Source organism: Ensifer adhaerens, from assembly GCF_020035535.1.
Classification (GTDB): Bacteria; Pseudomonadota; Alphaproteobacteria; order Rhizobiales; family Rhizobiaceae; genus Ensifer.
This window is the reverse complement of sequence record NZ_CP083349.1, coordinates 502,972-529,683: the sequence shown is the minus strand read 5'-3', so window position 1 is coordinate 529,683 and position 26,712 is coordinate 502,972. Positions and strand designations below refer to the sequence as shown.

24 protein-coding genes are annotated in these 26,712 nt (G+C 61.9%); 8 read left to right on the top strand and 16 right to left on the bottom strand.

The features are described 5' to 3' along the window. Window position 1 precedes the first annotated feature (1 nt). Window positions 2–652: a ribonuclease HII gene (locus tag LAC81_RS02530; RefSeq protein ID WP_223726595.1), complete on the top strand. Its 651-nt coding sequence runs from the start codon at window positions 2–4 to the stop codon at window positions 650–652. Window positions 653–962: 310 nt separating this feature from the next. On the opposite strand, the gene LAC81_RS02525 is transcribed toward LAC81_RS02530, so the two are convergent. The 12 genes from LAC81_RS02525 to LAC81_RS02470 all read right to left on the bottom strand — a co-directional run bounded on the left by LAC81_RS02525 (window position 963) and on the right by LAC81_RS02470 (window position 13,137). After that, a complete protein-coding gene (locus LAC81_RS02525; RefSeq protein ID WP_113538048.1) occupies window positions 963–1,448 on the bottom strand; it encodes a F0F1 ATP synthase subunit B in 486 nt (161 codons plus the stop codon). A gap of 13 nt (window positions 1,449–1,461) precedes the next feature. Next, the gene (locus tag LAC81_RS02520; RefSeq protein ID WP_113538049.1) at window positions 1,462–2,079 is read right to left on the bottom strand and encodes a F0F1 ATP synthase subunit B; all 618 of its coding nucleotides are present in this window, start codon (window positions 2,077–2,079) and stop codon (window positions 1,462–1,464) included. Window positions 2,080–2,155: 76 nt separating this feature from the next. Then, a complete protein-coding gene (locus LAC81_RS02515) occupies window positions 2,156–2,383 on the bottom strand; it encodes a F0F1 ATP synthase subunit C (protein ID WP_025426100.1) in 228 nt (75 codons plus the stop codon). Window positions 2,384–2,464: 81 nt separating this feature from the next. After that, on the bottom strand, window positions 2,465–3,217 hold the full coding sequence (locus LAC81_RS02510) for a F0F1 ATP synthase subunit A (protein WP_113538050.1): 753 nt from the start codon (window positions 3,215–3,217) through the stop codon (window positions 2,465–2,467). Window positions 3,218–3,277: 60 nt separating this feature from the next. Beyond that, a complete protein-coding gene (locus LAC81_RS02505; protein WP_113538051.1) occupies window positions 3,278–3,637 on the bottom strand; it encodes an AtpZ/AtpI family protein in 360 nt (119 codons plus the stop codon). Window positions 3,638–3,938: 301 nt separating this feature from the next. Further along, the gene (locus LAC81_RS02500; protein ID WP_223726594.1) at window positions 3,939–5,114 is read right to left on the bottom strand and encodes a cell wall hydrolase; all 1,176 of its coding nucleotides are present in this window, start codon (window positions 5,112–5,114) and stop codon (window positions 3,939–3,941) included. A gap of 297 nt (window positions 5,115–5,411) precedes the next feature. Beyond that, on the bottom strand, window positions 5,412–7,313 hold the full coding sequence (locus LAC81_RS02495) for a potassium transporter Kup (protein WP_223726593.1): 1,902 nt from the start codon (window positions 7,311–7,313) through the stop codon (window positions 5,412–5,414). Window positions 7,314–7,329: 16 nt separating this feature from the next. Further along, on the bottom strand, window positions 7,330–8,307 hold the full coding sequence (locus LAC81_RS02490; protein WP_223726592.1) for a magnesium transporter CorA family protein: 978 nt from the start codon (window positions 8,305–8,307) through the stop codon (window positions 7,330–7,332). 525 nt (window positions 8,308–8,832) lie between these two features. Next, a complete protein-coding gene (locus tag LAC81_RS02485; protein WP_223726591.1) occupies window positions 8,833–9,996 on the bottom strand; it encodes an Mrp/NBP35 family ATP-binding protein in 1,164 nt (387 codons plus the stop codon). Window positions 9,997–10,468: 472 nt separating this feature from the next. Continuing rightward, window positions 10,469–11,242: a LuxR family transcriptional regulator gene (locus LAC81_RS02480; RefSeq protein ID WP_419195797.1), complete on the bottom strand. Its 774-nt coding sequence runs from the start codon at window positions 11,240–11,242 to the stop codon at window positions 10,469–10,471. A gap of 143 nt (window positions 11,243–11,385) precedes the next feature. Further along, window positions 11,386–12,126 carry a LuxR family transcriptional regulator gene (locus LAC81_RS02475; RefSeq protein ID WP_113538057.1) on the bottom strand — a complete coding sequence of 247 codons (741 nt, stop codon included), beginning with the start codon at window positions 12,124–12,126 and terminating at the stop codon, window positions 11,386–11,388. 195 nt (window positions 12,127–12,321) lie between these two features. Beyond that, window positions 12,322–13,137: an IclR family transcriptional regulator gene (locus LAC81_RS02470; RefSeq protein ID WP_223726590.1), complete on the bottom strand. Its 816-nt coding sequence runs from the start codon at window positions 13,135–13,137 to the stop codon at window positions 12,322–12,324. A gap of 151 nt (window positions 13,138–13,288) precedes the next feature. Here LAC81_RS02470 and LAC81_RS02465 point away from each other — a divergent pair, with 151 nt between their 5' ends. The 5 genes from LAC81_RS02465 (at window position 13,289) to LAC81_RS02445 (ending at window position 18,318) form a co-directional block, all read left to right on the top strand. Next, window positions 13,289–14,059, top strand: a complete 771-nt coding sequence (locus LAC81_RS02465; RefSeq protein WP_223726589.1) for an SDR family NAD(P)-dependent oxidoreductase — start codon at window positions 13,289–13,291, stop codon at window positions 14,057–14,059. Next, complete coding sequence (locus LAC81_RS02460) at window positions 14,056–14,976, top strand: 2-dehydro-3-deoxygalactonokinase (protein ID WP_223726588.1); 921 nt, start codon at window positions 14,056–14,058, stop codon at window positions 14,974–14,976. The genes LAC81_RS02465 and LAC81_RS02460 overlap by 4 nt, the downstream gene beginning before the upstream one ends. Window positions 14,977–14,991: 15 nt before the next feature. Continuing rightward, entirely contained in the window at window positions 14,992–15,627 is a 636-nt protein-coding gene (locus LAC81_RS02455) for a 2-dehydro-3-deoxy-6-phosphogalactonate aldolase (RefSeq protein WP_223726587.1), read from the top strand. Then, window positions 15,627–16,511, top strand: coding sequence for an SMP-30/gluconolactonase/LRE family protein (locus LAC81_RS02450; RefSeq protein ID WP_223726586.1), 885 nt, complete (start codon window positions 15,627–15,629; stop codon window positions 16,509–16,511). Before LAC81_RS02455 ends, LAC81_RS02450 begins: the two co-directional genes overlap by 1 nt. A gap of 82 nt (window positions 16,512–16,593) precedes the next feature. After that, window positions 16,594–18,318 carry an IlvD/Edd family dehydratase gene (locus LAC81_RS02445; RefSeq protein ID WP_223726585.1) on the top strand — a complete coding sequence of 575 codons (1,725 nt, stop codon included), beginning with the start codon at window positions 16,594–16,596 and terminating at the stop codon, window positions 18,316–18,318. Between the two features lie 63 nt (window positions 18,319–18,381). Here LAC81_RS02445 and LAC81_RS02440 read toward each other — a convergent pair whose 3' ends face one another. Further along, window positions 18,382–19,485 carry a hypothetical protein gene (locus LAC81_RS02440; protein ID WP_223726584.1) on the bottom strand — a complete coding sequence of 368 codons (1,104 nt, stop codon included), beginning with the start codon at window positions 19,483–19,485 and terminating at the stop codon, window positions 18,382–18,384. Between the two features lie 363 nt (window positions 19,486–19,848). Between LAC81_RS02440 and LAC81_RS02435 the strand changes: the two genes are divergently transcribed. Continuing rightward, a complete protein-coding gene (locus LAC81_RS02435; protein ID WP_223726583.1) occupies window positions 19,849–20,466 on the top strand; it encodes a PRC-barrel domain-containing protein in 618 nt (205 codons plus the stop codon). Between the two features lie 173 nt (window positions 20,467–20,639). Here LAC81_RS02435 and LAC81_RS02430 read toward each other — a convergent pair whose 3' ends face one another. Next, window positions 20,640–22,190 (bottom strand): trimethylamine methyltransferase family protein, encoded by a 1,551-nt coding sequence (locus tag LAC81_RS02430; protein ID WP_223726582.1) that lies wholly within the window; start codon window positions 22,188–22,190, stop codon window positions 20,640–20,642. Window positions 22,191–22,282: 92 nt separating this feature from the next. Here LAC81_RS02430 and LAC81_RS02425 point away from each other — a divergent pair, with 92 nt between their 5' ends. Beyond that, window positions 22,283–23,221, top strand: coding sequence for a LysR substrate-binding domain-containing protein (locus LAC81_RS02425; protein ID WP_223726581.1), 939 nt, complete (start codon window positions 22,283–22,285; stop codon window positions 23,219–23,221). A 6-nt stretch (window positions 23,222–23,227) separates the two neighbouring features. Here LAC81_RS02425 and LAC81_RS02420 read toward each other — a convergent pair whose 3' ends face one another. Beyond that, window positions 23,228–24,535 carry a putative bifunctional diguanylate cyclase/phosphodiesterase gene (locus LAC81_RS02420; protein ID WP_223727879.1) on the bottom strand — a complete coding sequence of 436 codons (1,308 nt, stop codon included), beginning with the start codon at window positions 24,533–24,535 and terminating at the stop codon, window positions 23,228–23,230. A gap of 308 nt (window positions 24,536–24,843) precedes the next feature. Further along, a complete protein-coding gene (locus LAC81_RS38390; RefSeq protein ID WP_223726580.1) occupies window positions 24,844–26,568 on the bottom strand; it encodes a response regulator in 1,725 nt (574 codons plus the stop codon). Window positions 26,569–26,712 lie beyond the last annotated feature (144 nt).

The following is a 26,712-nucleotide window of genomic DNA, read 5'->3' as shown; positions in this document are numbered from 1 at the left end:
TATGTCTCGCAGGTCGTCCGATTCTCCCCTTTTTCCCGATATCATCGAAGCACCCGATTTCAGTTTTGAACTCTCGGCGAAGGGGGACGGTTTCTGGCCTGTCGCCGGCGCCGATGAAGCTGGCCGCGGCCCGCTCGCAGGGCCGGTCGTAGCAGCCGCAGTCATCCTGGATCCCGACGCCATTCCCGAAGGCCTCGATGACAGCAAGAAGCTCAGCGCCCAGGCACGCGAGAGGCTGTTCGAAGCAATTCTCGCGACATCGGAGGTATCGATCGCCTCAGCTTCCGCCGGCACGATAGATGCCACCGACATCCGCAAGGCAAGTCTGGAAGCGATGCGGCGCGCGGTGGCGGGCCTCACCTCGTCCGCCCGCTTCGTGCTCGTCGACGGCCGTGACGTGCCGCCCGGGCTTTCATGCCACGCCAAAGCTGTCGTGAAAGGTGACGCGCGGTCGTTGTCGATCGCCGCTGCTTCGATTGTCGCCAAGGTTACCCGGGATCGCATGATGGCCCGCGCCGATCTCGCCCATCCCGGTTACGGCTTCGCGCTCCATGCCGGCTATGCGACCGTGACCCATCGCCGCGCCATTGAAGCCCAAGGCCCCTGCGCTCTTCACCGCATGAGCTTCCGGCCGTTGCGGCAAGACGACTAGCGCCTGCCCCATCCTCAATAGACGATCAACCCGACGCGCCCGGTTCCGAAACGCGCGGATGGCTGACCTCGACGCACCTTCACCGCGCCTACGCGGCCAACAGTCGCGCCATCGGACACGATACCGGGCTGGAAGCGCCGACGACATCCCGGCCGTCCGGCTGTGTCTCGGGCAGGCAGCAGCGCGACTGCCGGCATAGGCCCACCCGGGCTCGACCACCACACGCTTGGAAAGGCGTCACTCGGCGCATGGTACAAACAAAAAGCCCCGCACAAGGCGGGGCTCTTTCAATCGGGAATGTCCTGGCGGCTTAGTTCAGGCGTGCCTTGACTTCGCCAAGCGCCTTCTTGAACAGGTCACTCTGTGCACCGGCGTCCGCCTTGGCGGCAACGACCTTCTCGGCAGCGGCAATCGCCAGATCGACAGCAGCGGAACGGACGGCGTTGATCGCGTCGCTTTCAGCCTGCTTGATCTTCTGCTCCGAGAGAGCCGTGCGACGCGCAACGTATTCCTCGGTCTTCTGCTTGGCTTCCGCCGTCAGCATTTCGGCTTCGCGCTGAGCGGCAGCGACGATACCGGCAGCTTCCGCCTCGGCATCCTTACGCTTGCGCTGGTACTCGGCGACCAGGCTCTGCGCTTCTTCGCGCAGGCGCTTTGCTTCGGTCAGCTCGTTACCGATCTTTTCGGCGCGGGCGTCGAGCGCCTTGCCGATCATGCCCGGAACCTTGAGATAGGCGATCAGGACGAAGAACAGGATCAGGCCAACGAAGGCATAGAAAGTTGCATCAAGATGCATGGTTCAGTGCTCCTCAGTTGCCAGCCGATGCCTTGACGGCAGCGGTGATCTCGGCCTTGGTGACGGTTCCACCGATCAACTGCTGAACGACAGCGGTCGCGGTTTCCTCGGCGATGGCGCCGACGTCGGCCAGTGCCTTTGCCTTGATGTCGGCGATGCGGTCTTCCGCGGCCGAAATCTTCTTGGCGAGATCGGCTTCGACGGCCGTGCGGTCTGCATTGGCCTTGGCCTTTGCCGATTCGCGAGCGTCGTCAGCAATCTTGTGACCCTTGGACTTGGCCGTTGCCAGGTCCTGCTCGTAGGAAGCGATGGCGGCGTCTGCTTCGCCCTTGAGGCGGGACGCTTCGTCGAGATCCTGAGCGATCCGATCGTGACGGGTTTCGAGAATTCCGCCGATCCGCGGAATGATGACCTTCGACATCAGAAGATAGAAGAGGCCGAACGTGATCGCGAGCCAGAGCAGCTGCGATGCGAAATGAGTCGAATCGAAGGGCGGGAACACGCCGGAACCAGCCTCGCCTTCGTGGGCCACACCCGTTTCGGTGTGCACCTCACCGGCCGCAGCGGCATCGTGTGCTTCGGCGCCTTCAGTGGTGGTTGACTGCTGGGCATACGCCGCGGTCACAAACATGCTCACCTCCAGGTGCACTCAAGAATATGCGCGGCCGCGGCCTTTTGACGGGCCGCGGCCGAAACTCCAGCCGGTATTAGACGGCGAAGAGGAGGAGCAGGGCTACGAGCAGCGAGAAGATGCCCAGAGCTTCCGTAACGGCGAAGCCGAATACGAGGCGGCCGAACTGGCCGTCAGCAGCCGACGGGTTGCGCAGAGCGCCAGAGAGGTAGCTGCCGAAGATGTTGCCGAGGCCGAGAGCCGTGCCGGCCATGCCGAGGCAAGCCAGACCTGCGCCGATGTACTTTGCTGCTTCCGCTTCCATGATTGAACTCCTTCGAATGGTGTTGCGGCTTAGGATTGCGCTTCCGACGGAGGGCCGGCCGGAAGCAAGCGACTGTATTCCTTAGTGGCTTCCGGGATGGACAGCGTCGTTGAGGTACATGCAGGTCAGTACCGCGAAGACATAGGCCTGGAGGAAGCAGACGAGGAATTCAAGACCGGTAATGGCAACGGTCATGATGAGCGGCAGGATGGCGCCACCGATGCCGAGCGCGCCGAGGGCGCTGAGCGAGGTGACGAAGCCTGCGAAAACCTTCAGCGTGATGTGGCCGGCCAGCATGTTGGCGAAAAGGCGGACCGAAAGGCTGATGGGGCGGGAAAGGAACGAGATGATTTCGATCGCGACGACGAGCGGTAGAAGCACGCCGGGTACGCCATGCGGCACGAAAAGCTTCAGGAAGCCGAAACCGTGCTTGTAGAAACCATAGAGAATAACGGTGCCGATAACGAAGAGCGCCAGCGCGAAGGTGACGATGATCTGGCTGGTCACCGTGAAGAAGTAGGGCATCATGCCGAGCAGGTTCGCCGTCAGGATGAACATGAACAGCGAGAACACCATCGGGAAGAACTTCATGCCGCCGCTGCCGGCGCCTTCGCGCAGCATCGAGGCGATGAATTCGTAGGACATTTCCGAAACCGACTGCATGCGGGTCGGGATCAGACCGCGCTGCGACGTCGTCAGATAAAGGAAGCCTGCAGCGGCACCGACGGTCGCAACCATGAACAGCGACGCATTGGTGAAGGAAAAGTCAAGTCCGCCAATCTCGATCGGGACAATCTTGTTGACCAGGAACTGGTGGGTCGGATCGTTTGACACCGCGCTTCTCTTTCGTTCTGCCCGCCCAAGAGCGGAAACCGTTTTCTTCGGGGCAACGCCTCAGCGGGCGTCTCCGTCCTTCTTGTCATTCCTAGGGCCGCCTCTTCCGGCTTCCGGTGTCGCCACCATACCGGCCGAGCGCAGCACATTCAGCACGCCAGCGCAGAAGCCAAGAAGCAGGAAGACGATCATGCCCCACGGCCCTGTACCCGCAAAGTGGTCCAAAAGATAGCCCAGAAACGCCCCGACAACGATCGCGGCGATGAATTCGCTCGAGAGCTTCATCGCCGCCGCATAGCCCTTGCGGCTTTCGGCGGCACGGGCCTCCACTGCATCAGGCGCATGAGGCTTCTTGGCCTCAATCTTCTCGCCGAGCTGCTTCAGCCGCGCTTCCAGACTTTCTTCAGGTTTCTCCGCCACGTGGCTACTCCCTTGCCGTCCTCATCGGGTCTTGGACCGCGATTTCGGTCATACAATAGGCCAGCGTTCAAGCCACGTTTCGGCCCCATTTGAAGTCGCGCGCAACATAGTTTTAGGCACCCGCATAGTCAAGGCATGCAGGCCGCTTCGCCGTGGACAATATTATCACGGTAATTCAATTGGTTAGGCGCATATCACGCGATCCTCTGCAAGGTTGGATGCGGGAATCGCGCGCTCGGCCTGCAGGAATCTCCGCCCCACGCCCGAAAGCCAAAGACGGCGAAATCGCGTCAGATGCCGATCAGCTCCAGCCGCCACCATAGGTGCGGTAGAAGATGTGCATGCCGATCTTGCCGACCCGCTTCATCGTCTTCGCCCACGGCGGATTGACGTAGGTGGCATGGTAATGGGTGGCAGACCCCACTTCCGGCAGCCAGATCTTGCCCGCCGTGACCGCCATAGCCACGTCCTTGGCCGTCTTCCAATGCGAGCGGGAATAGATCAGGTCGCGGATCATGTCGCAGGCAAAGGAAAACTGGCAGCGATTGCGCCAGGTCTTGTTCTGATAGACGACGCCGCAAATGGTTTTCGGATAGGTCGGATTGCGGACGCGATTGAGAATCACCTGCGCCACCGCCGCTTGGCCCTTGAGCGACTCGCTGCGCGCTTCAAAGTAGATGCCTTCGGCAAGGCAGGTCTGTTCTTCCTTGCTGAAAACGGCCGGCGGCAACACGGTTGCTGCCCAGGCATGATCGTCCGGTGCGATCTCGGGAATGAAGCGACCGGCATTCTCGTCTTCGCGCAGGATCGAATCGAAGGGCGATTCACGCGCATAGTCCGGCTCGGGCCGGACGTAAGCAGTCGCAAGAATGTCGGGCTTGTTGTTCGTCACGAGCTTGGCCAGCATCGGCGAAACGCCTGGATCCACCTTTGGCGGCTTCTTTCTATAGAAGGCCGTGGCGATCTCGATCTCCTTGCCCTTGATGCGCGATTTGGCGAAGACCATCTTCTCGCCCTCCTCGAAGCGCGGCTCCGTCAAAGAGCTCGTGCGCTGCAGGATGGAGCCGGCGGTGAAATCCTTCGGCGGCGTCACCGGCGTGACAGCGACGATGCGCCCCTTCTTGGCGCGGCGATTGACACGCTCTTCGTCGGGCGTACCGGAGTGCTTGGTCTCCGAGGTGAGTGCGACGCGGCTGCCGTCGGGCATGTTGATGCCGGCGCCGCCATCAAGCCCACCCGTCGTGATCGGATCGGCAAAAACCATCTCGACTTCGTGGATCGAGCCTGCCGGCGACGGCGTCATATACATGCGCCAGCGTTCGCCGCCGCGATTGATGCCGGAGAGAAAGGTCGCCAGGTCCGCATAGGCCGCAACTGAGGGGAAGCCGAGATAGAGCGCGAGGCCGATGATTGCAGGCGCCATCCACGCAGACACGTTCAGGCGAGACTTTTGACGCAGGTTCCGACTCTTACGCATCAACCGACTCCACGCAACGCTTGACGAACGGCACGGCTTCGCCCGCGCCGGCCGGAGGCCAGCGTCGGAGATTCCGCACGGGAAGCTAAGACAATGAGGCGGCCGGACACCCCGCCGGAGCCGCTTCGTTCGAGCTTTGAAAATGAAGCATTAACCTTGATGTTTGGTTAATGCGATGGCGCTGAACGGCAGGGGCATTACAAGCAAACGGAGCCGTTCCCGGCCGGGAACGGCTCCGTATTTCTCTTCGCGGACGCGAGGACCCTACCCGGCACACCGGACAGAGGGGCAAGACGATCAGATAATGACGTGCGAACCGAGCTCGACGACCCGGTTGGTCGGCAGGCGGAAGTAATCGGACGGGTCGATCGCGGCATTGGCGAGCGCGATGAAGAGCCGGTCCTGCCAGTGCGGCATGCCGGATTCGGCGTCGGGCACCAGCTTGCGGCGACCGAGATAGAAGGAGGTCGACATGATGTCGAACTTCAGCCCTGACTTGCGGAAGAGACCGAGCGCCTGCGAGACGTTCTGGGTTTCCATGAAGCCAAAGCGCATCTCGAGCAGCGTGAAGCGGTCCGAGAGCGGCTGCATGCTTACCCGCTCGGATTTCGGCACCTTCGGCGTGTTGGCGGTGCGGATCGTCAGAATAAAGTTCTGATTGTGCAGCACGTGGTTGTGCTTGATGTTGTGGAGCAGCGCCGCCGGAGTAGACTCTGGATCGCTGGTCAGAAACACGGCCGTGCCGGGCACAGCCACGGGCGCATGCTCGCTCTTGCGTTCGATCGACTTGATGAAGCTCGCCAACGGAATGTCGATGTGGCGCGTCTTGGCGTGCAGGATTTCAGTTCCGCGCCGCCAGGTCCACATGATGATGATGAAGGTGGCGGCGATCAGCACCGGCACGTAGCCACCGTCGTGGATCTTCAGCATGTTGGCGCCGAGGAAGATGAATTCCAGCGCAAACAGCGGCAGCAGTACGGCCGCCGCCCAGATTCCCGACCAGTTCCAACGCGTGCGCAGGAACTCGAAGGAAAGCACCGTCGTCACCACCATCGCACCGGTGACAGAGATGCCGTAGGCGGTAGCAAGCGATTCCGACGACCCGAAGACGAAGACGAGCGCCATGACGCCGAACATCAGAAGCGTATTGACGTTCGGCAGGTAGATCTGGCCGGTGTGAGTTTCAGACGTATGGAAGATCGCCATGCGCGGCAGGAAGCCGAGGTGGATCGCCTGTCGCGTCAGTGAGAAAGCCCCGGTTATCACCGCCTGGCTGGCAATGATGGTAGCCGCAGTCGCCAGGATGACGACGGGCAGCAGTGCCCATTTCGGGAACATCAGGAAGAATGGGTCGGACATGGCTTCCGGGTTCTTCAACACGAAGGCGCCCTGGCCGAGATAGTTGAGGGTCAACGCCGGGAAGACGATCAGAAACCAGGCCCACTGGATCGGGCGGCGCCCGAAATGCCCGAGGTCGGCGTAGAGCGCTTCAGCCCCCGTCACCGTCAGGAACACGGCGCCAAGCACGATGATGCCGACATAGCCTTCGCTGAGCATGAAGCTCACGGCATAGAGCGGATTGAACGCCTTGAAGATCGAGAGGTCGTCGGAGATGTGGACGAGACCGATGCCGCCCATCACCAGGAACCAGACAAGCGTGATCGGACCGAAGAAATTCGAGACTGCCGCCGTCCCCTTCGACTGCACCGCAAAGAGCATGAGCAGGATCACCACGGCGATCGGCACCACATATTCCGATAGCGCTGGCGTCACCAGCTTCAAACCTTCGACGGCCGAAAGAACGGAAAGGGCCGGAGTAATCATCGCGTCGCCGATGAAGAGCGCAGCACCGGCAATCCCCATGAAGAAGAGGATCGATGCGTGCCCGTTGGCCGACTTCATCAGAAGGGCGAGCAGCGACAGTGTTCCGCCCTCGCCCTGGTTGTCGGCACGCAGCAGGAACAAAACGTACTTGATCGTGACGATGATCGTCAGCGTCCAGATCATCAGCGAGATCAGGCCGATGATTTCCGCGTCGGTCACGCCGTCATGGGAAACCGGGCGCAACGCTTCGCGAAAGGCATAGAGCGGGCTGGTGCCGATATCGCCATAGACGACACCGATCGAACCGAGCCCGAGGACCAGCAGACGGCGCAGATCCTTCGGCTCATGGGTGGAAGGGGCATGCGATTGGGTCATGCAAACCTACTGGCGTTCAAAGCCAGCCTTTCCAGCGGAAAAAGAAAAAGGGGATGACAGCCGAAATCACCATAGCCGCAAGCGCCCAGGGATAACCGAAGTACCATTCCAGTTCGGGCATGACGCGGAAGTTCATGCCATAGACCGAGGCGATCAGGGTCGGCGGCAACAGGACGACCGACGCGATCGAGAAAATCTTGATGATAGCGTTCTGTTCGACATTGATGAGGCCCAGCGACGCATCGAGCAGGAAGGTGATGTTGCCGGAAATGAAACTTGCATGTTCGGACAGCGACTGGATATCGCGCGAGATCGAGCGGCAGAGCTCGCGCGTGTCCTTGTCTTCCTGCACAACGGGAACGGTATAGACGAAGGTCAGCAGGCGCGACAGCGATGCAAGACTGTCACGCGTCTTGGCGACCAGGCGGTGGTGACCGGCGACGTCGCGCAGTCGCGCTTCGAGATAGTGCGGCGGCCGGCGCTTGCCTGCCGCCTTGTCGCTGAAGACGTCGATCGACAGATCGTCGATCTTCGTGACCGCCTGCTCGAGAATTTCGGCAGTCCGGTCGGCGATCGTTTCCAGCAGCCGGGTGAGCACGACTGCACCGTCGCGGCAACCGCCCGGGAAGCGATGCATGGATGTCCTGAAAAGGGTGAAGGACCGAGGCTCGGCATAGCGAATGGTCACGAGCCGGCCACCGGAGAGGATGAAGCCGACATCCGTAAGGCCAGGCATTTCCGTATCCGAACGAAACACCAACGACGCCGTCATGAACACGGCATTCTCTTCGACATAAAGGCGGCTCGAAGGTTCAATGTCCTTCAGATCGTCGCGTGTCGGGATGGAAATGCCGAGAAGCTTCTCCATCATCAGGTCTTCCGCCTTGCTGGGCTCGACCAGATCCAGCCAGATGATGTCGCGACGCAGGTTCTCGGGCGGTTCGGCCGGCGTCAGAACGACGGCAGTCCCATCGGCGCAATAGCCGGTGATCATGCGACCGTCCTCGTCAAACGAAGCTTGCAGCGCTGTGCGTCTGCCAAGTCGCGCAATGGCCGCTGTGACACGTGAAGTTGCTGCACAATTTTGCCCCTAAATCGATCGCGACTTAAGGAACTATGCCGTGTGCCAAACAGCGAAGGCGAAAGGTCGTGCGCCACAAAATACCCACAATAGAGATCCATCGGATCGAACGTTCCGCCAGTCAGGACAAAGTCTTCAACTCAGTCATCGCGGGAGGCCAAAATCTCCGGCGAGAGGGCGTCAAGTTGGGCGCCTTCGCAAGTGCGGCAAGGCATATGGCGCAACGCAAACGCAAAATCAATGCCCCCTTGCAATCCGGCACGCGGGCGAGTGCCGCCATGCCGGCTCCACCCTACCGCATGTTTGCTTAAAGCAAAATCGAATCAAGGGCAAAACGATTCGGTGCCCCCGCGTCGCGTCATGCCAGACGCGCAAATTCGCCGTAGCACCTTGATTTGCCGCACGTCCCGCTCGGGGAGAATTACGCCCCGGAGACCATCATTCGAAGACGATGGTCGGCGCGGCGCGGCTCTTGTCCTGCTGCGTGGCCGATACCTGCTCCCAGACCTTTGTCGCGATATCGCGATAGACACGCGCGACCTCGCCGGTCGGGTCGGATGCAACCAGCGGCGTGCCGGCGTCCGACGTCTCGCGAATGCCCATGGTCAGCGGCACTTCGCCGAGGAACGGAACACCAATGCGCTCAGCCTCCTTGCGGGCACCGCCGTGGCCGAAGATATCGTAGCGTTTGCCGGTGTCGGGCGCGATGAAGTAGCTCATGTTCTCGACAATACCGAGAACCGGGACCTCCACCTTGCGGAACATGGCAAGGCCCTTGCGGGCATCGATCAGCGCCAGATCCTGCGGCGTTGAGACGATGACGGCGCCGGCAAGCGGCACTTGCTGGGCCATGGTGAGCTGGGCGTCGCCGGTGCCGGGCGGCATATCGACGACCAGAACATCGAGATCGCCCCAGGCGACTTCGCGCAGCATCTGCAGCAGGGCCGACTGGATCATCGGTCCGCGCCAGATCATCGCCACTTCCTCATCGACGAGGAAGCCCATGGACATGACCTTGAGGCCGTAATTTTCCATCGGGCGGATGAGGCGCCCTTCGATCTGTTGCGGCCGTCCGGAAATCTTCAGAAGGCGCGGCATCGAGGGGCCGTAAATATCGGCATCGAGCAGGCCGACCTTCAGGCCGTTGGCCTTCAGCGCAAGCGCCAGATTGACCGAGGTCGTTGACTTGCCAACGCCGCCCTTGCCGGAAGCGACGGCGATGATGGCGCCGACACCCGGAATCCCGGCCTTGGCGGGCGGTCCACCGGCGGGACGCGGCGCATGGGAATGGCCGGCATGCGGCGCTGCTGACGGCTGTGGACGTTGCACCGGGGCGCCTGCAGGCGCCGCTTTGCGGTCGGCGGTCAGCGCAACCATGGCGGCCGTGATGCCCGGGATATCCCGCACGACGCGCTCGGCTGCGGCCCGCATCGGTTCCAGCTCCTTGGCGCGGTCCGCCGGCACCGTAATCGAGAAATACGCCTTGCCATCGGAGATGAAGACATCAGACACAAGCCCGAGATCGACGATGTTGCCTTCCATGCCCGGGCCACGCACCGTACGCAGCTTCTCAAGGACCACTTCTTTCGTGACTTCCGGCATCGCGCCCTCTCATTCTTTTGTTATCCCTTAGATAGTCGAGGCGGGGCGCTTCGCCAATGCGACATATCGGAAAAAGGAAGGGCCACCACCCGCTTCGGTGTCCGTACATCCGGGATCACCGTGAAGCGGGCAGTGGCCCTTTTGGTCGCGACCTTCGTGGGCGCTGTCCTTATTTTAGTCCCCTCTGGACATGTCACTTGAAATGCAGGATGCGTGCCAGATTCAAGTTCTGTCAGAATATCAATTATTTTCAACCTGATAGTCGATTTCTGGGTGTAGAATTGCACGGGAGCATCTGCCCAGTTTCTGAGCAGCCGTCTGCAAATCGTCCAATCATGGAGCAAATCGGCTCGGCAGTGGCGATTTCGGTCCGGAGGGAGCGCGGGCGCGACTAGCGCGACAGGCTTCGCAATCACAGCGCAGACAGAGGCGCGTGCAGGAAGGAGGTTACGGCCCTTCGAGGCCGTGAGGGCTAACTGATGTAGCCCTTCTTCATCGCCTTTACGACCGCCTGCGTGCGGTTCACGGCGTCGAGCTTCTTGGTCACGTGGTTTAGGTAGTGATTGACCGTGTGTTCGGAGAGCCCGAGGATGCCGGCGATTTCGGCACTGGTCTTTCCGGCCGCCGTCCAGCTCAGGCACTGGATCTCGCGCTCCGAAAGCGTTGCGCCACTGCTCTTCCATACCGAACCGATTTCGGCGAGACGATTGTAGACATGGATTGCAATCATCTGCAGTTCCATGGTCACCGTCATCGGCAACTCGACCAGCGGGCCCATGAGGATGACCGCGCCGCGGCCGCCCTCGGCATCATGAACGGGGAAGTAGCTTGCCTGGAAGATGCCGTTTTCGCGCAGCATCGCGATGTATTCTGCGGCCGTATCCGGCTTGCCGCCCTCATCTTCCCAGGCTTCGAGCGTTACCTGGAACGGTGTCGTCGTCTCGCGCAGGCGGCGCACACCGGTGCTGAAGCGCAGCATCGAAAGGCTGTCATACTTGTTCAGCAGTTCGGCCGGCATGTTGGAGATGACGGTGCTCGCGGCCAGACGCTCCACGTCGATCGAAGGGATCGAGCAGATCAGAAAGGTCTTGAAACCGAAGACCTGCGTAATCCGCCGCATATAGCGGATGATATCGAACTGGGTCTCAAGCTTTGCGATTTCGGACGCGAAATCGCCGCCCCGGGGCAGATCTGCGTCAGTCATCCCGGCCGTCATCGTATCCTGCATTCGCGCGTTCCATGGCATTCATTAAGTATCAAATAGACCGAGCGGCCTGCCAATGCCAACAGATGATCGAGATTCCCGGCCCACTCGGCCCAAAAGTCTGTGTATTTCCATCGCGAAGCACAGGCAGGGCTGCCCTCTTCAGGCGCGGCCGGCACCGGTCATCAATTGATGAGACCGGCACGCACGGCCTTGGCGACCGTCTGAACCCGATTGACAGAGTCCAGCTTGCGTGTCGCGCGGTTGAGGTAGTGGTTGACCGTATATTCGGACAACGTGAGGATTTTCGCCATCTCGCTGGTGGTCTTACCGGCAGCCGCCCAACGCAGGCACTCCACCTCGCGGCGCGAAAGGCTGCCCGCCCCACGCCGGTCACGCTCGCGGACTTCCATGTACTTGCTATAAAGCAGCCCGGCCCACAGATTGAGCTCCTGCAGCTCGTCGTTGGAGACGACCGGGCGATCGCCACCAAAGGCGATGGCTGCGCGGTGACCGCTTGCATCATGCACCGGCAGATAGAGGCCGCGCGGCATGTTTGCCTGCTCAAAGACGCAAATGGCCGCATCGCCCTTGCCATCCGACCGGCGACGCGCCAGCTGATGCGCGTCATAGGTGAAGGGAATGGTGCTGCGGCGCAGGCGCTGGATCACCGGACTGCCATTGATCAGGCCGGCGCTGTCATACCCCTGCAGGAACGCGGTCGGGTAATTGGTCACGAGCGCGTTGGCCGACAGGCTATTGCAACCCGTGTCCGGAACAGCAAGCACCAGAAAGCCGCGGAAACCGTAAGCATCCGCCACCTGGGCGATTACTCGCCGAAAGTCTTCTTCGCAACAGATCGGCCCCCTGATGCTCCGCCCATCAGGAAGCTTCAACGACGACAAATTCGCACTGAAATCGATCATCTTCCGCCCTTCTCCACATCCGGCACCGCAGAAGGGCCGGCCGCTGACGCCGCATGAAGATTACGCCAAAAATTCTGCAAATACCAAAACCAAACCAGACTAAGACCATCCACGAACCTGAGTCTGATATATTAAAAACTATCGAGCTTGACGCGTCACGTCCAGTCGATGTTTCTAATTTACCGTAAAGTGAATTCAAGGTCCACCGCGCCCGGGGCCGAGCCGGATCGCGGCCTCCTCGGCGATCGCCCGAGCCGCCTCACGCACAGGCGCTGCCCAGGCCACCAATTGCTCCATGCTGACCCTGTAGGCCGGCCCCGTCACCGAGATTCCGGCCGCAAGCTCGCTACCGGGGATAGCAATGGGTGCAGCCACGCAACGGATTTCCGCTTCATGCTCTTCGCGATCGAAGGCATGACCATCGCGACTGATCTCTTCGACTTCCGCGCGCAGGGTCGCCGCCGAACGATGCGTGTGCCGGGTGAAAGGGTGAAACGCGGTTCTGGCCAGCACATGCTCCAGCTCCGGCGGCGCAAGCAGCGATAACGCCGCCTTGCCGATGCCGGTGCAATAGGCCGGCGACGCCTTGCCGATCTGCGAGCTCATGCGCACCGTCTGGCGGCTCTCGACCTTGTCGACATAGACGATCTCCGTTTCGCGCAGGATACCGAGATGCACGGTCTCACCGGTCAATTCGTGCAGACGCTGCAGGTGCGGTTCGGCAACGTCACGAAAGCGATTGGCAGACCAGGAGCGATAGGCAAGCGTCAGCAGCCGAAGGCCGGGCTCGTAGGAAAGATCGCGACGCTGGATCAACAAGCCCTCTTCGACAAGGTGGCTAAGCAGGCGATGCAACGTGCCCCGCGGTTGACCGGACCGGGCAAGAATATCTGTAAAGCGCTGCGGTCCATCTGCGGTGACCACGGCTTCCAACACGGCGATTGCCTTGCCGAGCGTGCCCGTGCCGGCCTCGCCGCGCCCCTCGTCCGTCGCTATCATCTCGCTCGTCATCGCCGTTCGCTTGTCTTCAAGTGGCTTTCGCCGTCGCGCCTGATCTTGACAAGATAGCCGCTTCGACCCGATAATTCCACATATTAAAATCAAGTTCCAAATAATGGAACAAATTACATCCTGAAACGGCTTTCACGAGGGAATGCGGGACATGCCGGCGCCCAAGGTACAATTTCACGATCTCACCGGCCGCGGCGTGCTGATTACAGGCGGCGGCTCGGGGATCGGCGCCGCCCTGGTCGAAGGCTTCGTGCGCCAGGGCGCGCGGGTCGCCTTCGTCGATATCGACGAGCGGGCGGGCGCCGATCTCTGCGAGCGGCTTGACGATCAAACCGGCTACAAGCCGCATTTCATTCCCGGCGACCTGCGCGACATCGACGTGGTGCGGAACGCTGCGGAAACGGCGGCCGCAGCGCTCGGTGCGATCCATGTGCTTGTCAACAATGCGGCGCGCGACGATCGCCAGGCATTGGAGGTCGTGAGCGAAGAAACCTGGGACGAGAGCCAGGCAGTCAATCTCAGACACCTGTTCTTCATGAGCCAGGCGGTCGCGCCGCACATGCGGCAAGCGGGCAGCGGCTCGATTATCAATTTCTCCTCGATCGCCTTCCTGCTGAATATGGGCGAGATACCGGCCTATGCCACGGCGAAGGCCGGCATCGTCGGCCTGACCAAGTCGCTCGCCGGTAGGCTCGGTCCCGACAATATCCGCGTCAACGCGATCCTGCCCGGCATGATCGTCACCGAACGGCAGAAACGGCTCTGGCTCAGCGACGATGCAATCGCCAAGATGCAGGAAAGGCAGTGCCTGAAACGCAGCCTGACTGCCGACGATCTCGTCGGGCCCTGCCTTTACCTCGCGTCGGACTGCTCCGCAGGCATGACCGCGCAAACAATGATCATCGATGGAGGCGCACTTTGATGACGGCAGCCTATTATGCCGCAGTGGACTGGGGAACGACGAGCTTTCGGCTGTGGATCATCGGCGAGGACGGCTCCGTGCTTGCCGAACGCCGCAGCGGCGAAGGCATGACGACCGCCAGCAAAACCGGTTTTCATACGATCCTGGAAAAGCACCTCGACGCCGTCGACGCGCCCAGCCATCTGCCGGCGATCATCTGTGGCATGGCCGGCGCCAAGCAAGGCTGGGTCGAGGCCGGTTATCTCGATACCCCGGCGGCACTCGCGGCCATCGCCTCCCATGCCGTGGCCGTCCCGGACCTCGACCGTGACATTCGCATCCTGCCGGGTCTCGCACAGCGCGACCGGCGGCACCCGGACGTGATGCGCGGCGAAGAAACACAACTGCTCGGCGCAGCAGGCGAACTCGGTCGCGGCCGGCACCTCGTCTGCATGCCGGGAACGCACAGCAAGTGGGTTCGCCTCGAAGACGGCGCCGTCAGTGGCTTCTCCACCTTCATGACCGGCGAACTGTTCGACGTGATCTCGAAGCATTCGATCCTCAGCCACTCGATCGCGGACGCACATGCGTTTTCCGGCGAACATCCCGCCTTTGCGGCGGCAGTGGCCGAGGCACGCACCAATCCCGCCTTGGGAACCAGCCTGCTCTTCGGCGCGCGCGCCGGGCAATTGCTGCACGGCGCCAGTGCGACCGACGCCAAGGCGTTGCTCTCGGGCACCTTGATCGGCCTTGAGATCGCCGGCGCGCTGGCTTCGGCCAAGACGATCGACAGCATCTGCCTCGTCGCCTCCGGTTCCCTCGGCACGCTTTATCAAGCCGCGCTCGCAAGCCTCGATTGCCCGCTTCAGGTCGTCGACGCCGACACGGCGGTCCGCGCCGGCCTCTCGACCGCCGCCCAGGCGATCTGGCCCCTCTGAACGAAAGACAAGCACATGACCCGCATTCCCTTTCCGTCGATGAAATATCCGCTGGTCGCGATCCTGCGTGGCCTCAAGCCCGAGGAGACCGAAGGCGTCGTCGGCGCGCTGATCGAGACTGGCTTTACTGCAATCGAGATCCCGCTGAACTCTCCCGATCCGTTCCGCTCGATCGAGACCGCCGTGAAGATGGCACCCGAGGGATGCCTGATCGGCGCCGGCACGGTGCTGACGACGGCGCAGGTGGAGCAACTGGCCGATGTCGGCGGTCGCTTGATGGTGAGCCCGAATGTCGAACCGGCGGTCATCTCGCTCGCAGCACAGAAGGGCATGGTCACCATGCCCGGAGTGCTCACGCCGACCGAGGCGCTTTCGGCCGCGGCAGCCGGCGCCACCGGCCTCAAGTTCTTCCCGGCAAGCGTGCTCGGGCCATCGGGCATCACCGCGATCCGCGCGATCCTGCCGCCAGAGCTTGAGATCGCTGCGGTCGGCGGCGTTTCAGACGCGAACTTCGGCGACTACGCCCAGGCCGGCATCCGCAGCTTCGGTCTCGGCTCGAGCCTCTACAAGCCCGGCATGAGCGCCGCCGAAGTCCGCGAACGCGCCGTCGCAACCATCAAGGCCTATGACGCCGTCTACGGAGCACGCTGATGAGCGATACCACTCCTTTTTCCGGCAGCATCCTTTGCGAAGCGACGTCGATCCTCGGCGAAGGCCCGACCTACGACCCGGCCACCGGCACTGCCTGGTGGTTCAATATCAAGGGCCAGGAACTGCACGAACTGCATCTTGAGACCGGCCGCAAGACCGTGCACGCCCTGCCCTTCCTCGGCAGCGTGCTCGCCGTCATCGATCCGGCCCGGCAACTGATCGCTTCCGACCAGGGCCTCTTTGTCAGGGATACGAAGACGGGTGCCTTCAGCCTGCTCACCGCGCTCGAGGACAAGCCCGTCAATCGTTCGAACGACGGCCGTGTCCATGCCTCCGGTTCGCTGTGGATCGGCACCATGGGCCGCAGCGCCGAAAAGGGCTCCGGCGCAATCTACCACGTCGCCGGCACCAAGGTGACGAAGCTCTATGACAGCGTCACCATTCCGAACAGCATCTGCTTCTCGCCGGATGGAACCATCGCCTATTTCGTCGATACCGACATCAACCACCTGATGCGCGTCGAAATCGATGCCGAGACGGGCCTGCCGACGGGCGAACCCACTCTGCTCGTCGACGGCAGCGGCGAAGCCGGCGGCATCGACGGCTCGGTGTGCGATGCCGACGGCCTGATCTGGAACGCCCGCTGGGGCAGCAGCACGGTCGATGTCTACCGGCCTGACGGTGCGCGCATCGCGCGTTACGCCGTGCCGACGGGCCAGCCGAGCTGCACGGCATTCATCGGACCGAAGGCCGACCGCATGCTGGTGACATCGGCCTGGCAGGACATGGACGAAGCAACGCGTGCGGCCGATCCGCATGCCGGCAAGACCTTCGATCTCGGGATCAGCGTCAAGGGCCGGTTTGAACCGTCTTTCCGTCTCTGAGCGGAAACGGCTTGGCGAAGCGTCAATAAAAAGTCATACAATTCAGCCAGGCGTTTCATCGCATGGTGAGGAGGAAGCTCGCATGAGCGACAAGAAGAAAGAACTGCGCAGCCGTCACTGGTACGGCGGCACCGACAAGGATGGGTTTATCCATCGCTCCTGGATGAAGAACCAGGGATTTCCAGACCACGTTTTCGACGGCCGCCCGATCATCGGTATCTGCAACACCTGGTCCGAACTGACGCCCTGCAACAGCCACCTTCGCATTCTGGCAGAGGGAGTGAAGCGTGGCGTCTGGGAGGCCGGCGGCTTTCCGGTCGAGTTCCCGGTGTCCTCGCTCGGTGAGACGCAGATGCGTCCGACCGCGATGCTGTTCCGCAATCTGCTCGCCATGGACGTCGAAGAGGCGATCCGCGCCTACGGCATCGACGGCGTGGTGCTGCTCGGCGGCTGCGACAAGACCACGCCCGGCCAGCTGATGGGCGCTGCTTCCGTCGATCTGCCGACGATCGTCGTCTCCTCCGGCCCGATGCTGAACGGCAAGTGGAAGGGCAAGGACATCGGCTCCGGCACGGATGTCTGGAAGTTCTCCGAAGCCGTGCGTGCCGGTGATATGAGTATGCAGGAATTCATGGCGGCCGAAAGCGGCATGTCGCGCTCACCGGGCGTCTGCATGACCATGGGCACCGCCACCACCATGGCGTCGATCGTCGAGGCCATGGGCCTGTCGCTGCCGACCAATGCGGCACTGCCCGCCGTCGACGCACGCCGCATGGCGCTGTCGCACATGACCGGCAAACGCATCGTCGAGATGGTGCATGAAGACCTGCGCCTGTCGAAGGTGCTGACCAAGAAGAACTTCGAAAACGGCATCATCGCCAACGCCGCCGTCGGCGGCTCGACCAATGCCGTCGTTCACATGCTGGCGATCGCCGGCCGCGCCGGCGTCGACCTCTGTCTCGAGGATTTCGACCGCGTCGGCAGCCAGGTGCCGTGCATCGTCAACTGCATGCCGTCGGGCAAGTATCTGATCGAAGATCTCGCCTATGCCGGCGGCCTGCCGGCGGTGATGAACCGCATCCAGCACCTGCTGCATGCCGACGCGCCGACGGTCTTCGGCGTGCCGATCAGCAAATACTGGGAAGATGCCGAAGTTTATAACGACGACGTCATCCGCCCGCTCGACAATCCTCTGCGGGCTGCCGCCGGCATTCGCGTGCTCAAGGGCAACCTTGCCCCGAACGGCGCCGTCATCAAGCCGTCGGCCGCAAGCGAGCATCTCCTGGTTCACGAAGGTCCGGCCTATGTCTTCGAGACCATCGAGGAACTGAAGGCGAAAATCGACGATCCGGACCTGCCGGTGACCGAGGACACCATTCTGGTGCTCAAGGGCTGCGGACCGAAGGGCTATCCGGGCATGGCCGAGGTCGGCAACATGCCGATCCCGCGCCGGCTGGTCGAAAAGGGCGTGCGCGACATGGTGCGCGTTTCCGACGCCCGCATGTCGGGCACTGCCTTCGGCACCGTGGTCCTGCATGTCAGCCCGGAATCGAATGCCGGAGGGCCACTCGCGATCGTCAAGACCGGCGACCGCATCCGCCTCGATGCGATGAAGGGCGAACTCAACCTGATGATCACAGAAGAAGAGTTTCAGACACGCATGGCCGCCTGGCAGGCACCGCCGCAGAAATGGACACGCGGCTACTACAAGCTCTATCAGGATACGGTGCTGCAGGCCGACAAGGGCGCGGACCTGGATTTCCTCGTCGGCGGCAGCGGCAGCGAGGTTCTGCGCGAAAGCCACTGACGACCATTCGTCACAGCGGCAAGTCGAAGTGTTCAGATACCCCGCCACTCCGGCGGGGTATTTTTATCCGGCAAGCGGGTGCGAGTTGAAGAGACGTGCGCCAGCAGATGCGGTGACAGGCGAACGCAGACGCGACCAGGCCTGAAAGCCGTAGATCGCAAGCCCCAAGGCAATGAAGAACTCCTTGTACTCGGTCGGATCCCAGAGCCGCACGAGCAGCGAAGCCTGCAGGATGAACAGTTCCTGGATAGCGACGATCAGAACGGCGCCAACTGTCAGCACGATGAACTCGCGCCAGTGTCCTGCCCTCAATGCGATGTCCGCAATTACAAGCAGCACGATGACGGTCATCATCACCATCATCTGCGTCGGCAACATGCTCCAGTTGTCGCTGTTGAACGCGGCCATGGGCGCGCTTGCCACCAGCACCAGAACGCTCGGGGCGAAGGCACCGAGGCGGCCAAGGCTTACGCCCTTGCGAAGATAGAGCCAAATGAAGGGGGCAAGCGTCAGAAGCATGAAGCTGCCGGTATAATAAAGCAGTTCCGAGAAGCCGGTTGCGATGTTGTGCAGGTTCAATTCCTGCTGCTTGTTGACGGCCAACAGCCCTTCCGGCGTAACGATGCCGAAGACGCGCTGCATCCAGGATATCTCCTCCATCCCAATCACGAAGAAGCCGGCACTAAGAACCGCCGCACTGCAGGCGGCGACCCACGCGAGGCGCTCTGCCCCGGCGAGGGCTGCACGAAACTGCCCGATGGCTGCCATCGCAAGGAACCCGCAGGCGGCAAAGATCAGGAGGGCGGACGACCACTCGACCAGGCCGTCCTCACGCGCCAGGACACTGAAGGTGTTCGGGTCGATAGCGAAGACCAATGCCACGAACGTCGCAAACGCCCATGTCACCACGCAGATCCACAGCTCGGGATTAGAGGCAAGCCGAAGAACCGGCCCTCCAAACCTGGAGACATCGCGGGTGAAACCTTGAACTGCGGCGAGCGACAAGCTGAGGGCGACCCAGCCATGCCAGAGGTTATAGGGTTGGACCTGAGGCACACGTTCGGAGAAATAGCGCGCGCCGAAAAGGTTGCGCTCGATCGAAACGAGAGCGGCCATCGCCAGCACAGACAGAAGGGAAACAAAGAGAAAGCGACGCGGCAGAAACATAGCGGGTCTCGTCCAGGATGACAGGACGAAGCAGCTTCGCGGCTCTATATCCTGTGTCACTTCAAGTATCTGTAAGAACAATCAAGAATCCGTCAACGAATAGAAGCTCATTATAAACCTCTAAAATACAGAGGCGCAGAATATAGAAATAATTCCCCTGAAAAATTGCAGGTAACCTCTCGCGAAGTTCCAAGAAACATGAGGGAAGAACGCAACCGCAGCCTTACCCAATGAGATTTTGACTGTTTTTTCCGGAACCGTTTCGGCGCTTGGGCGTTGACGTCATATCACCGGTGCGGTGGATCTGGCGACAGCAGCCAGGCCCGTACCTTGATCGGAAACGTCAAGGAAAGGCAGTTTGACATGACTAAGAAATTCGTAACAACCGTCGCGGCTGGCGCGCTTTTCGCGAGTCTTGCTGTCGCCCCGGTCGCTTACTCGCAGGATGCGACGAAGCCGCAGCCCGATCAGACGCAGACCATGCAGCCGGCACAGCCGGCTCCGGGCACCGCAGCTCCGACGAACGAGGCTCAGACCACGACGCCACCGGCGGCTGGCGAAGCCCCTGCTGATGTCGCCCAGTCGGACGCCACCTATCTGACCGAGCAGACAAGCGATCAGATCGCTGCCAGCACCTATATCGGCCAGACCGTTTACAATGCCGGTGACGAAAGCATAGGCGAGATCAACGACCTGATCATGAAGAAGGATGGCGGCGTTGAAGCGGCCGTGATCGGCGTCGGTGGTTTCCTGGGCCTCGGTGAAAAGGACGTCGCAGTTCCCTTCGATCGCATTGCGATCGCCGAACAGCCCAACACGGACAAGCTGAAGCTGACGACGACGGAAACCGCCGACACGCTGAAGGCGGCTCCAGAATTCAAGACCAAGTCGCAAAAGATCGCCGAGCAGAACGCCAACCAGCCGGTCGACACCTCGACGACCTCCTCGACCAGCACGGCACCGGTTCAGCCGCAGCAGTAATCAGTATCAGGCTGTTTCAGTGCGCCTAAAGAGGGCGGCGGTATCCACCGCCGCTCTTTCCCTGTTCAAAAAGGGCCCTGTTCAGAAGGGCCTTGCTCGGGCGAGCACTCCACAACGAAGGGCATTATAGATGCCGGCATGGATGTTGCAGGCGACCGAACATGCCGGCTTCGTCAGTACCAGGCATCCGCCATGGTCTCCTTGCAGCGCGTGACATAATCGATCAGCGCCTCGTCGAGCGCCACATCCAGCGGCGGCGCTTCATATTCGGCAAGCGTCTTCTTCCAGGCGCGGTTGGCGCGCGTTGCCATATCCGTCTCACCCTCTTCGACCCACTTTTCGAACGGCTCGTTATCGGAGAGCGCTGAATCCCAGAAGGCGGTCTGGTAGTTGCGCATGGTGTGATCGCAACCGAGAAAGTGGCTGCCAGGACCGACCTGCAGGAAGGCGTCCATTGCCAGCGTGTTATCGTCGACGACGACGCCGGCGAGATAGGAATGCAGCGCGCCGCAGAAGTCCGTGTCCATGACGAACTTCTCGTAGGACATGGCCAACAGTCCATCGACGAAGCCGGCCGAGTGCAGGATGAAATTGGCGCCGCAATGCACCGCCGAAAGCATCGACATGGCGCCTTCCTGCATAGCCTGCGCGTCCGGCAGCTTCGAATTGGAGAAATTGCCGGCGCAGCGCAGCGGCAGGCCGAGCCGGCGCGCAAGCTGGCCGACGACCATGCTGCCGATCGCAGGTTCCGGCGTGCCGAAGGTCGGTGATCCCGAGCGCAGCGACATGGACGACAGGAAATTGCCGAAAATGACCGGCGCGCCCTTGCGCTCGAGCTGGGTCAGCGCACAGCCGGCAAGCGTCTCGGCAAACGACTGAGCGATGGCGCCGGCATTGGTGACCGGCCCCATGGCGCCGCCCAGAATGAAGGGCACGATGACCGCCGCCTGGTTTGCCCGCGCATAGGCGCGCAACGACTTCGTCATCGTTCCATCCCAGACCAGCGGCGAGTTGACGTTGACGTTACCGAGGATGACGCAGTTGCTGTCGACGAAATCGCGACCGAAAAGAATGCGCGCCATCTCGATCGAATCTTCGGCGCGATCTTCCGCCGTGATCGAGCCCATGAAGGCACGGTCGGAATATTTGATATGGCTGTAAACCATGTCGAGATGGCGCTTGTTGACCGGCACGTCGACCGGCTCGCAAATCGTTCCGCCGGAATGGTGCAGCCACGGGCTCGACTGCGCCAGCTTGATCAGGTTGCGGAAGTCCTCGATCGTCCCGTAACGTCGGCCCTTGTCGAGATCCATGACAAAGGGGGATCCATAAGCCGGCGAGAAGACGACGTTGTTGCCGCCGATCTCGACATTGCGGGCGGGATTGCGGGCGTGCTGGGTGAACTGCTTTGGCGCCGAGCCGACGATTTCCTTGAGCATGCCGGGCTCGAAGGTCACGCGCACGCCGTCGATGCTGGCACCGGCCCGCTTCCAATGGGCGACCGCCTCAGGATCGTCGCGGAACTCGATGCCGACTTCCGCAAGAATACGATCGGCGACCGCCTCGATCCGCAGCAGGCTTTCTTCGCCGAGAATGTCGTAGGTCGGGATGTTTCTGATGATGTAGGGAACGCCGAGGCTCCGGCCTGCACCTTCGCGCCGTTGCGGCCTTGAACCCCGCGTCCGTCTCGGTGCCGTCTCGCCTGCTGCCAGTGCCGTATCCATTCACGCATCCTCCCATCACCTGAGATGATGCTATTGGCGAAAAATTCCTTTGTAACGCTGGAAAAATTCGATCCATGCGATAAGCATCGTTTATGGAAAACCTACGCCGCCTGCTCCCCTCCGCCGCAAGCCTCATCGTTTTCGAGGCGGCCGGCCGTCACCAGAACTTCACTCGCGCCGCAAACGAGCTCGGCATGACCCAGGCTGCGGTCTCCTACGCCATCCGCGGCCTGGAAGAACAGTTGGGCGTGCCGCTCTTCCACCGCGTGCATCGGGCGGTCGAACTGACGGAGGCGGGCGAGAAGTTTCATGCCGACGTGTCGGTCGGCCTGTCGCGCATCCAGAAGTCGGCCGAGGATATCCGCGCCAAGGGCCGCGAGACCAACGTGACGCTTGCGGCCTCGACCGCCTTTGCCTCGATGTGGATGCTGCCACGGCTCAACCGCCTGCGCGAGGATCTGCCGGAGATCGATCTGCGCATCCAGACGGCCGTGCGCGATCTCGATCTCGAAGAGGAGCCGATCCCGCTCGGCATTCGCGGCGGCGACCCCAGCCACTGGCCACGCTATCACGCTGCCCTGCTTGCCGAGGAGGTGGTCAATGCCGTCGCGACGCCCGCCTATATCGAGGAGCACGCACTGCCGAAGACTGCGGCCGATCTGCAGCGCCACAATCTCATCCATCTCGAGGAGCCGGTGCGGCGCGCCTGCGACTGGACCGAGTGGTTTGCGAGCGCCGGCCTCACCTATCCGAAGCAGGCCCGCCGCCTGACCATCAACGATTATGTCCTGGTGATCCAGGCGGTGCTTGCGGGCGAAGGCGTGGCGCTCGGCTGGGAACACCTGATCAACCCGCAGATCCGCTCCGGCGCCCTGGTGCCGGTCGCCGGCCATGTGCTCAAGACCGGCCTTGCCTTCTATGTCGTCTGGCCGCGGTCGCGCGAGCTCAACGCGCAGGCAAAAAGGGTTCGCGACTGGCTGCTGGAAGAAGGGCGGCGGGACCGCGTGGCGCTGTCGGCGACCGGTGAATAGACCGGCTCAGGCCTGGGCCGAGACGTCGCGATAGCGATCGGAAAGGTAGCGCATCGTCGCTACGGCATCGGCCGGCTTTCCGTAGAAATAGCCCTGCCCGAGGCCGCAGCCGAGGGCCTTCAGCTTCAGGGCCTCGGAGAAATCCTCGATGCCTTCGGCGACCACCTCCAGTTCGAGACCCTCGCACATCGAGACGATCGCCTTGATGATGTGCTCGGAAGCACGGTCGGCCGAAATGCGCGATACGAAGGCGCGATCGATCTTGACCTTGTCGAAGGAAAAATCGCGCAGCCGCCCCAAGCTCGACTGCCCGGTGCCGAAGTCGTCGAGTGAAACGCGAACACCTGCGGCGCGCAGTTCCGACACGATCTTCTGGGCGATATCGGCATCGGCCATGACAGCCGTCTCGGTGATCTCCAGCTCCAACCGGCGCGGATCGAGACCGATCTGATGGATGATCGACAGCAGCCGGTGGCTGGTAGCCGGATCCATGAGCTGCGCCGAGGAGAGATTGAAGGAGAGGAAAAGCTCCTTCGGCCAGGAGAGCGCCGCATGTGCCGCCTTGCGCAACAGCACTTCCGCCAGAGATTCGATGAAACCGCGCTCTTCGGCCAGCGGCACGAAGACGGCCGGCGAGACATAACCGAGATCGGCATCGCACCAGCGCGCCAGGGCTTCGAAACCGACGACCGCGTCGTTGCGCAGATCGACGATCGGCTGGAAATGCACATCGACTTCGTTGGCGATGATGGCATTGCGCAGCGCCTGCTCGAGCTGCGTCGCGCGCTTCATCTCCTGGGCGATTTCCTGCGAATAGACGGTGATCTGACCGCGGCCGCGACGCTTCGAGCGATAGAGCGCCGTATCGGCGCTCTTCAGCAGATCTTCAAACACTTCCCCGGCGAAGGGATAGACAGCGAAACCGAAGGACGCGGACAGACGCACATGGCGGTCGCCGAGATCGAAGGGCGCAGACAGCACCTCCTTCAGCATCTGCCCGACCTTCTCCGCCCCCTTGCGCTCGAAGACGAGAGGCAGGACGAAGGCGAACTCGTCGCTATCCGAACGGGTGATCGTCGCCCCCTCGGGCGCACAGGCTTTCAGCCGATAGGCCACCTGGCAGAGGATCTCGTCGCCGGCCGCCGGCCCGAACAGGTCGTTGATCGGCTTGAAGCCATCGATGTTGGCAAGGCCGATTGTGAAGGGCGCGGGATCGCTGGCACGCTCCCGGGCGAGATCAAGCACGGTCTGGCGCAGGCAGCGGGAATTGCCGAGCCCGGTCAACAGATCGATGTTGCCCGTCACGGCGGGCATATCGAGGCCGATGCGGTGATAGGGGGTCTCAACAGCCGTCACAACCGCGCCTCCCCAGCATGATCGCGACAATGCGGGCGCCGCTCCGTTGCAGGCAAAACCCAACGCCATGGCGCGAACCGGCAATGTCGTTCCGACACGGTCCGGACATGAGCAACGGGATGGGCGCAATGCATTCGGGTTGGGCTCTACACTTTAACGGCAATTCGGTGCAGACGATCGCAATCGGCGGTTAACAATCCGATATCGCTCTGCTCCTAGATCTGCCATTAGCCTCCCCAATTCTAGCGAGTTGACACGTCTTTCTTTCAACCTGCCGTTCGCATTGCCTTTGCCGGCATGAATTTCCTGAGCACCGCCTCGATCATGTCCGGGCTCACGGGCTTCATGATATGGTCGTCCATACCCGATGCCTTGCACTGCTGCAGGTCGATATCGAGCGCCTGCGCGGTGACCCCGATGATCGGCGTTTTCTGTCCCCTGGCGTTTTCCGCCGTCCTGATGGCGACCGTGGCATCGAAGCCGTTCATGATCGGCATCGAGACGTCCATCAGTACCAGCGCCGGCTGCAGCTCGTGCCAGAGCTCGACGGCCTCGCGGCCGTTGGCGGCGATCCGATGCGAAACGCCGAGCCCCTCCAGGATCTGCGTAAACACGAACTGGTTGATCTGATTGTCTTCGGCCACAAGCACGTCGACCTGCGGCGTCGGCGGCGGGGCCGCAATCCCCTCGCCTTCAAACGACAGAGACCAATCCGGCTGCTGAATCGGGGAAGCCGCTGTCCGCTCGGAGCAGGCGCGGAACACTTCCGCGAGCACCGCAGCGCCGTCCTGCTGCTGAGACAGCGGCAGGATCGGGCAATGGCGCCAGGTCGAAGCGACCTGCTGCCTCTCTGAAAATGCCAGGTCGAGCAGCAGGACATCGAGCTTGATGCCGGCATCTTCGACCGCTTGACCGAAGGCTCGCAGTTCACCGGCATCACGAACGGCACAGGCGTCGAGCCCGGAACCGCGCAGACGCGTGACCAGCCGATCTTCCATCGCCCGGTCGGCCGTGGCGACCAGAACGCGAAGACCGCGGGCGGGCAAGGTCTCGATCATCGATCCCGCTTCCACGAGCTGCTGGACGTTCAGCGCCCGGAACGGGTCGTAGAAATTCTGCGCCGCGGCGAAGATGCTGTAGTCGCGGATTTGCAGGCCGACCTCGGCCTGAGGTTCATCGCTGCTCTGATGCAAGACGGCGATATCGGTCACATCGTTCATGCAGGTCACGACGAAATGACGACCGGGCATGCCGACGCGGTATTTGCGCGCGAGCACCCAGAGGTCGCTGCCGTCGGCGCGCACGATGTGTTCTGCCTGCGAGTATGGTTTGCCGGTTTCGAGCACCATCCGGTCCGATTGCTCGAAACGTTCGGCAAGCTCGCTTTCGACCAGATCCCAGGCGGAACGGCCGAGGATCGCATCCTGCTGCAGATCATGGATCAGACAGAAGGCCTTGTTGACGGCGATATAGTTGAGGTTGCGATCCTTGACGCAGACCGGATTGGGCTGGGCGTCGAGGATCTGTTCGGTCAGTTCGACGCGCTCCAGATCCGTCTGAAGCTGCTCGTCGCGTTTCTTCTGGTCGGAAACGTCGCTAAGCGAGAGGATGCCGATACCGCTCGACAGCCGGCGCTTGCGCATCGAAACCCAGCGCGTACGCCCGGCGCGTTCGACGCTCTCGTAGCGCTCGCGCCAATGCAGCGCCATGTGTTCGGCGATCCAGTCCTCGCGATTGGTGCGGCGACGGCTGCTTTCGGGAACGGTGCCCGGGCGAACGCCGGTATCATAGACGGCACCGAGAAAATCCCTGAGGCGCGTGCCGGGCATCAGCATTTCCGACGGCACCGGGAAAAACTGCAGCATCGTGCGGCTGGCAAAGAGAATGGTGTCGTCCCGGCCGCAGACAAGCACAGCGATGCCGAGCGCGTCGCAGCTCGACTCCAGAATGATCCGGTTGATGTCCGCGCCGTTCGACGCCACATCGCTCATTGCGCTGTCCTCACTCGCCTACCGCATGCTTCAGTCGTCTCAGATCTTGGGAAACATGCAGCCATTCACAGTGCTGCAGCGACGTTCACGCGCCAGTCGGACACGCGATGCTGCAGCGGCGGTTTCATTTCGGGACATGCTGGG

Excerpts from the sequence above, each read along its gene's own strand:
- LAC81_RS02495 (WP_223726593.1), bottom strand. The coding sequence starts at position 7,313 with ATGACCCAATCGCATGCCCCTTCCACCCATGAGCCGAAGGATCTGCGC.
- LAC81_RS02435 (WP_223726583.1), top strand. The coding sequence starts at position 19,849 with ATGACTAAGAAATTCGTAACAACCGTCGCGGCTGGCGCGCTTTTCGCG.
- LAC81_RS02440 (WP_223726584.1), bottom strand. The coding sequence starts at position 19,485 with ATGTTTCTGCCGCGTCGCTTTCTCTTTGTTTCCCTTCTGTCTGTGCTG.
- LAC81_RS38390 (WP_223726580.1), bottom strand. The coding sequence starts at position 26,568 with ATGAGCGATGTGGCGTCGAACGGCGCGGACATCAACCGGATCATTCTG.
- LAC81_RS02525 (WP_113538048.1), bottom strand. The coding sequence starts at position 1,448 with ATGCATCTTGATGCAACTTTCTATGCCTTCGTTGGCCTGATCCTGTTC.
- LAC81_RS02445 (WP_223726585.1), top strand. The coding sequence starts at position 16,594 with ATGAGCGACAAGAAGAAAGAACTGCGCAGCCGTCACTGGTACGGCGGC.
- LAC81_RS02490 (WP_223726592.1), bottom strand. The coding sequence starts at position 8,307 with ATGATCACCGGCTATTGCGCCGATGGGACTGCCGTCGTTCTGACGCCG.
- LAC81_RS02450 (WP_223726586.1), top strand. The coding sequence starts at position 15,627 with ATGAGCGATACCACTCCTTTTTCCGGCAGCATCCTTTGCGAAGCGACG.
- LAC81_RS02420 (WP_223727879.1), bottom strand. The coding sequence starts at position 24,535 with ATGCCCGCCGTGACGGGCAACATCGATCTGTTGACCGGGCTCGGCAAT.
- LAC81_RS02430 (WP_223726582.1), bottom strand. The coding sequence starts at position 22,190 with ATGGATACGGCACTGGCAGCAGGCGAGACGGCACCGAGACGGACGCGG.
- LAC81_RS02455 (WP_223726587.1), top strand. The coding sequence starts at position 14,992 with ATGACCCGCATTCCCTTTCCGTCGATGAAATATCCGCTGGTCGCGATC.
- LAC81_RS02465 (WP_223726589.1), top strand. The coding sequence starts at position 13,289 with ATGCCGGCGCCCAAGGTACAATTTCACGATCTCACCGGCCGCGGCGTG.
- LAC81_RS02520 (WP_113538049.1), bottom strand. The coding sequence starts at position 2,079 with ATGTTTGTGACCGCGGCGTATGCCCAGCAGTCAACCACCACTGAAGGC.
- LAC81_RS02475 (WP_113538057.1), bottom strand. The coding sequence starts at position 12,126 with ATGATCGATTTCAGTGCGAATTTGTCGTCGTTGAAGCTTCCTGATGGG.
- LAC81_RS02485 (WP_223726591.1), bottom strand. The coding sequence starts at position 9,996 with ATGCCGGAAGTCACGAAAGAAGTGGTCCTTGAGAAGCTGCGTACGGTG.
- LAC81_RS02425 (WP_223726581.1), top strand. The coding sequence starts at position 22,283 with ATGGAAAACCTACGCCGCCTGCTCCCCTCCGCCGCAAGCCTCATCGTT.
- LAC81_RS02470 (WP_223726590.1), bottom strand. The coding sequence starts at position 13,137 with ATGACGAGCGAGATGATAGCGACGGACGAGGGGCGCGGCGAGGCCGGC.
- LAC81_RS02480 (WP_419195797.1), bottom strand. The coding sequence starts at position 11,242 with ATGCCATGGAACGCGCGAATGCAGGATACGATGACGGCCGGGATGACT.
- LAC81_RS02515 (WP_025426100.1), bottom strand. The coding sequence starts at position 2,383 with ATGGAAGCGGAAGCAGCAAAGTACATCGGCGCAGGTCTGGCTTGCCTC.
- LAC81_RS02500 (WP_223726594.1), bottom strand. The coding sequence starts at position 5,114 with ATGCGTAAGAGTCGGAACCTGCGTCAAAAGTCTCGCCTGAACGTGTCT.
- LAC81_RS02530 (WP_223726595.1), top strand. The coding sequence starts at position 2 with ATGTCTCGCAGGTCGTCCGATTCTCCCCTTTTTCCCGATATCATCGAA.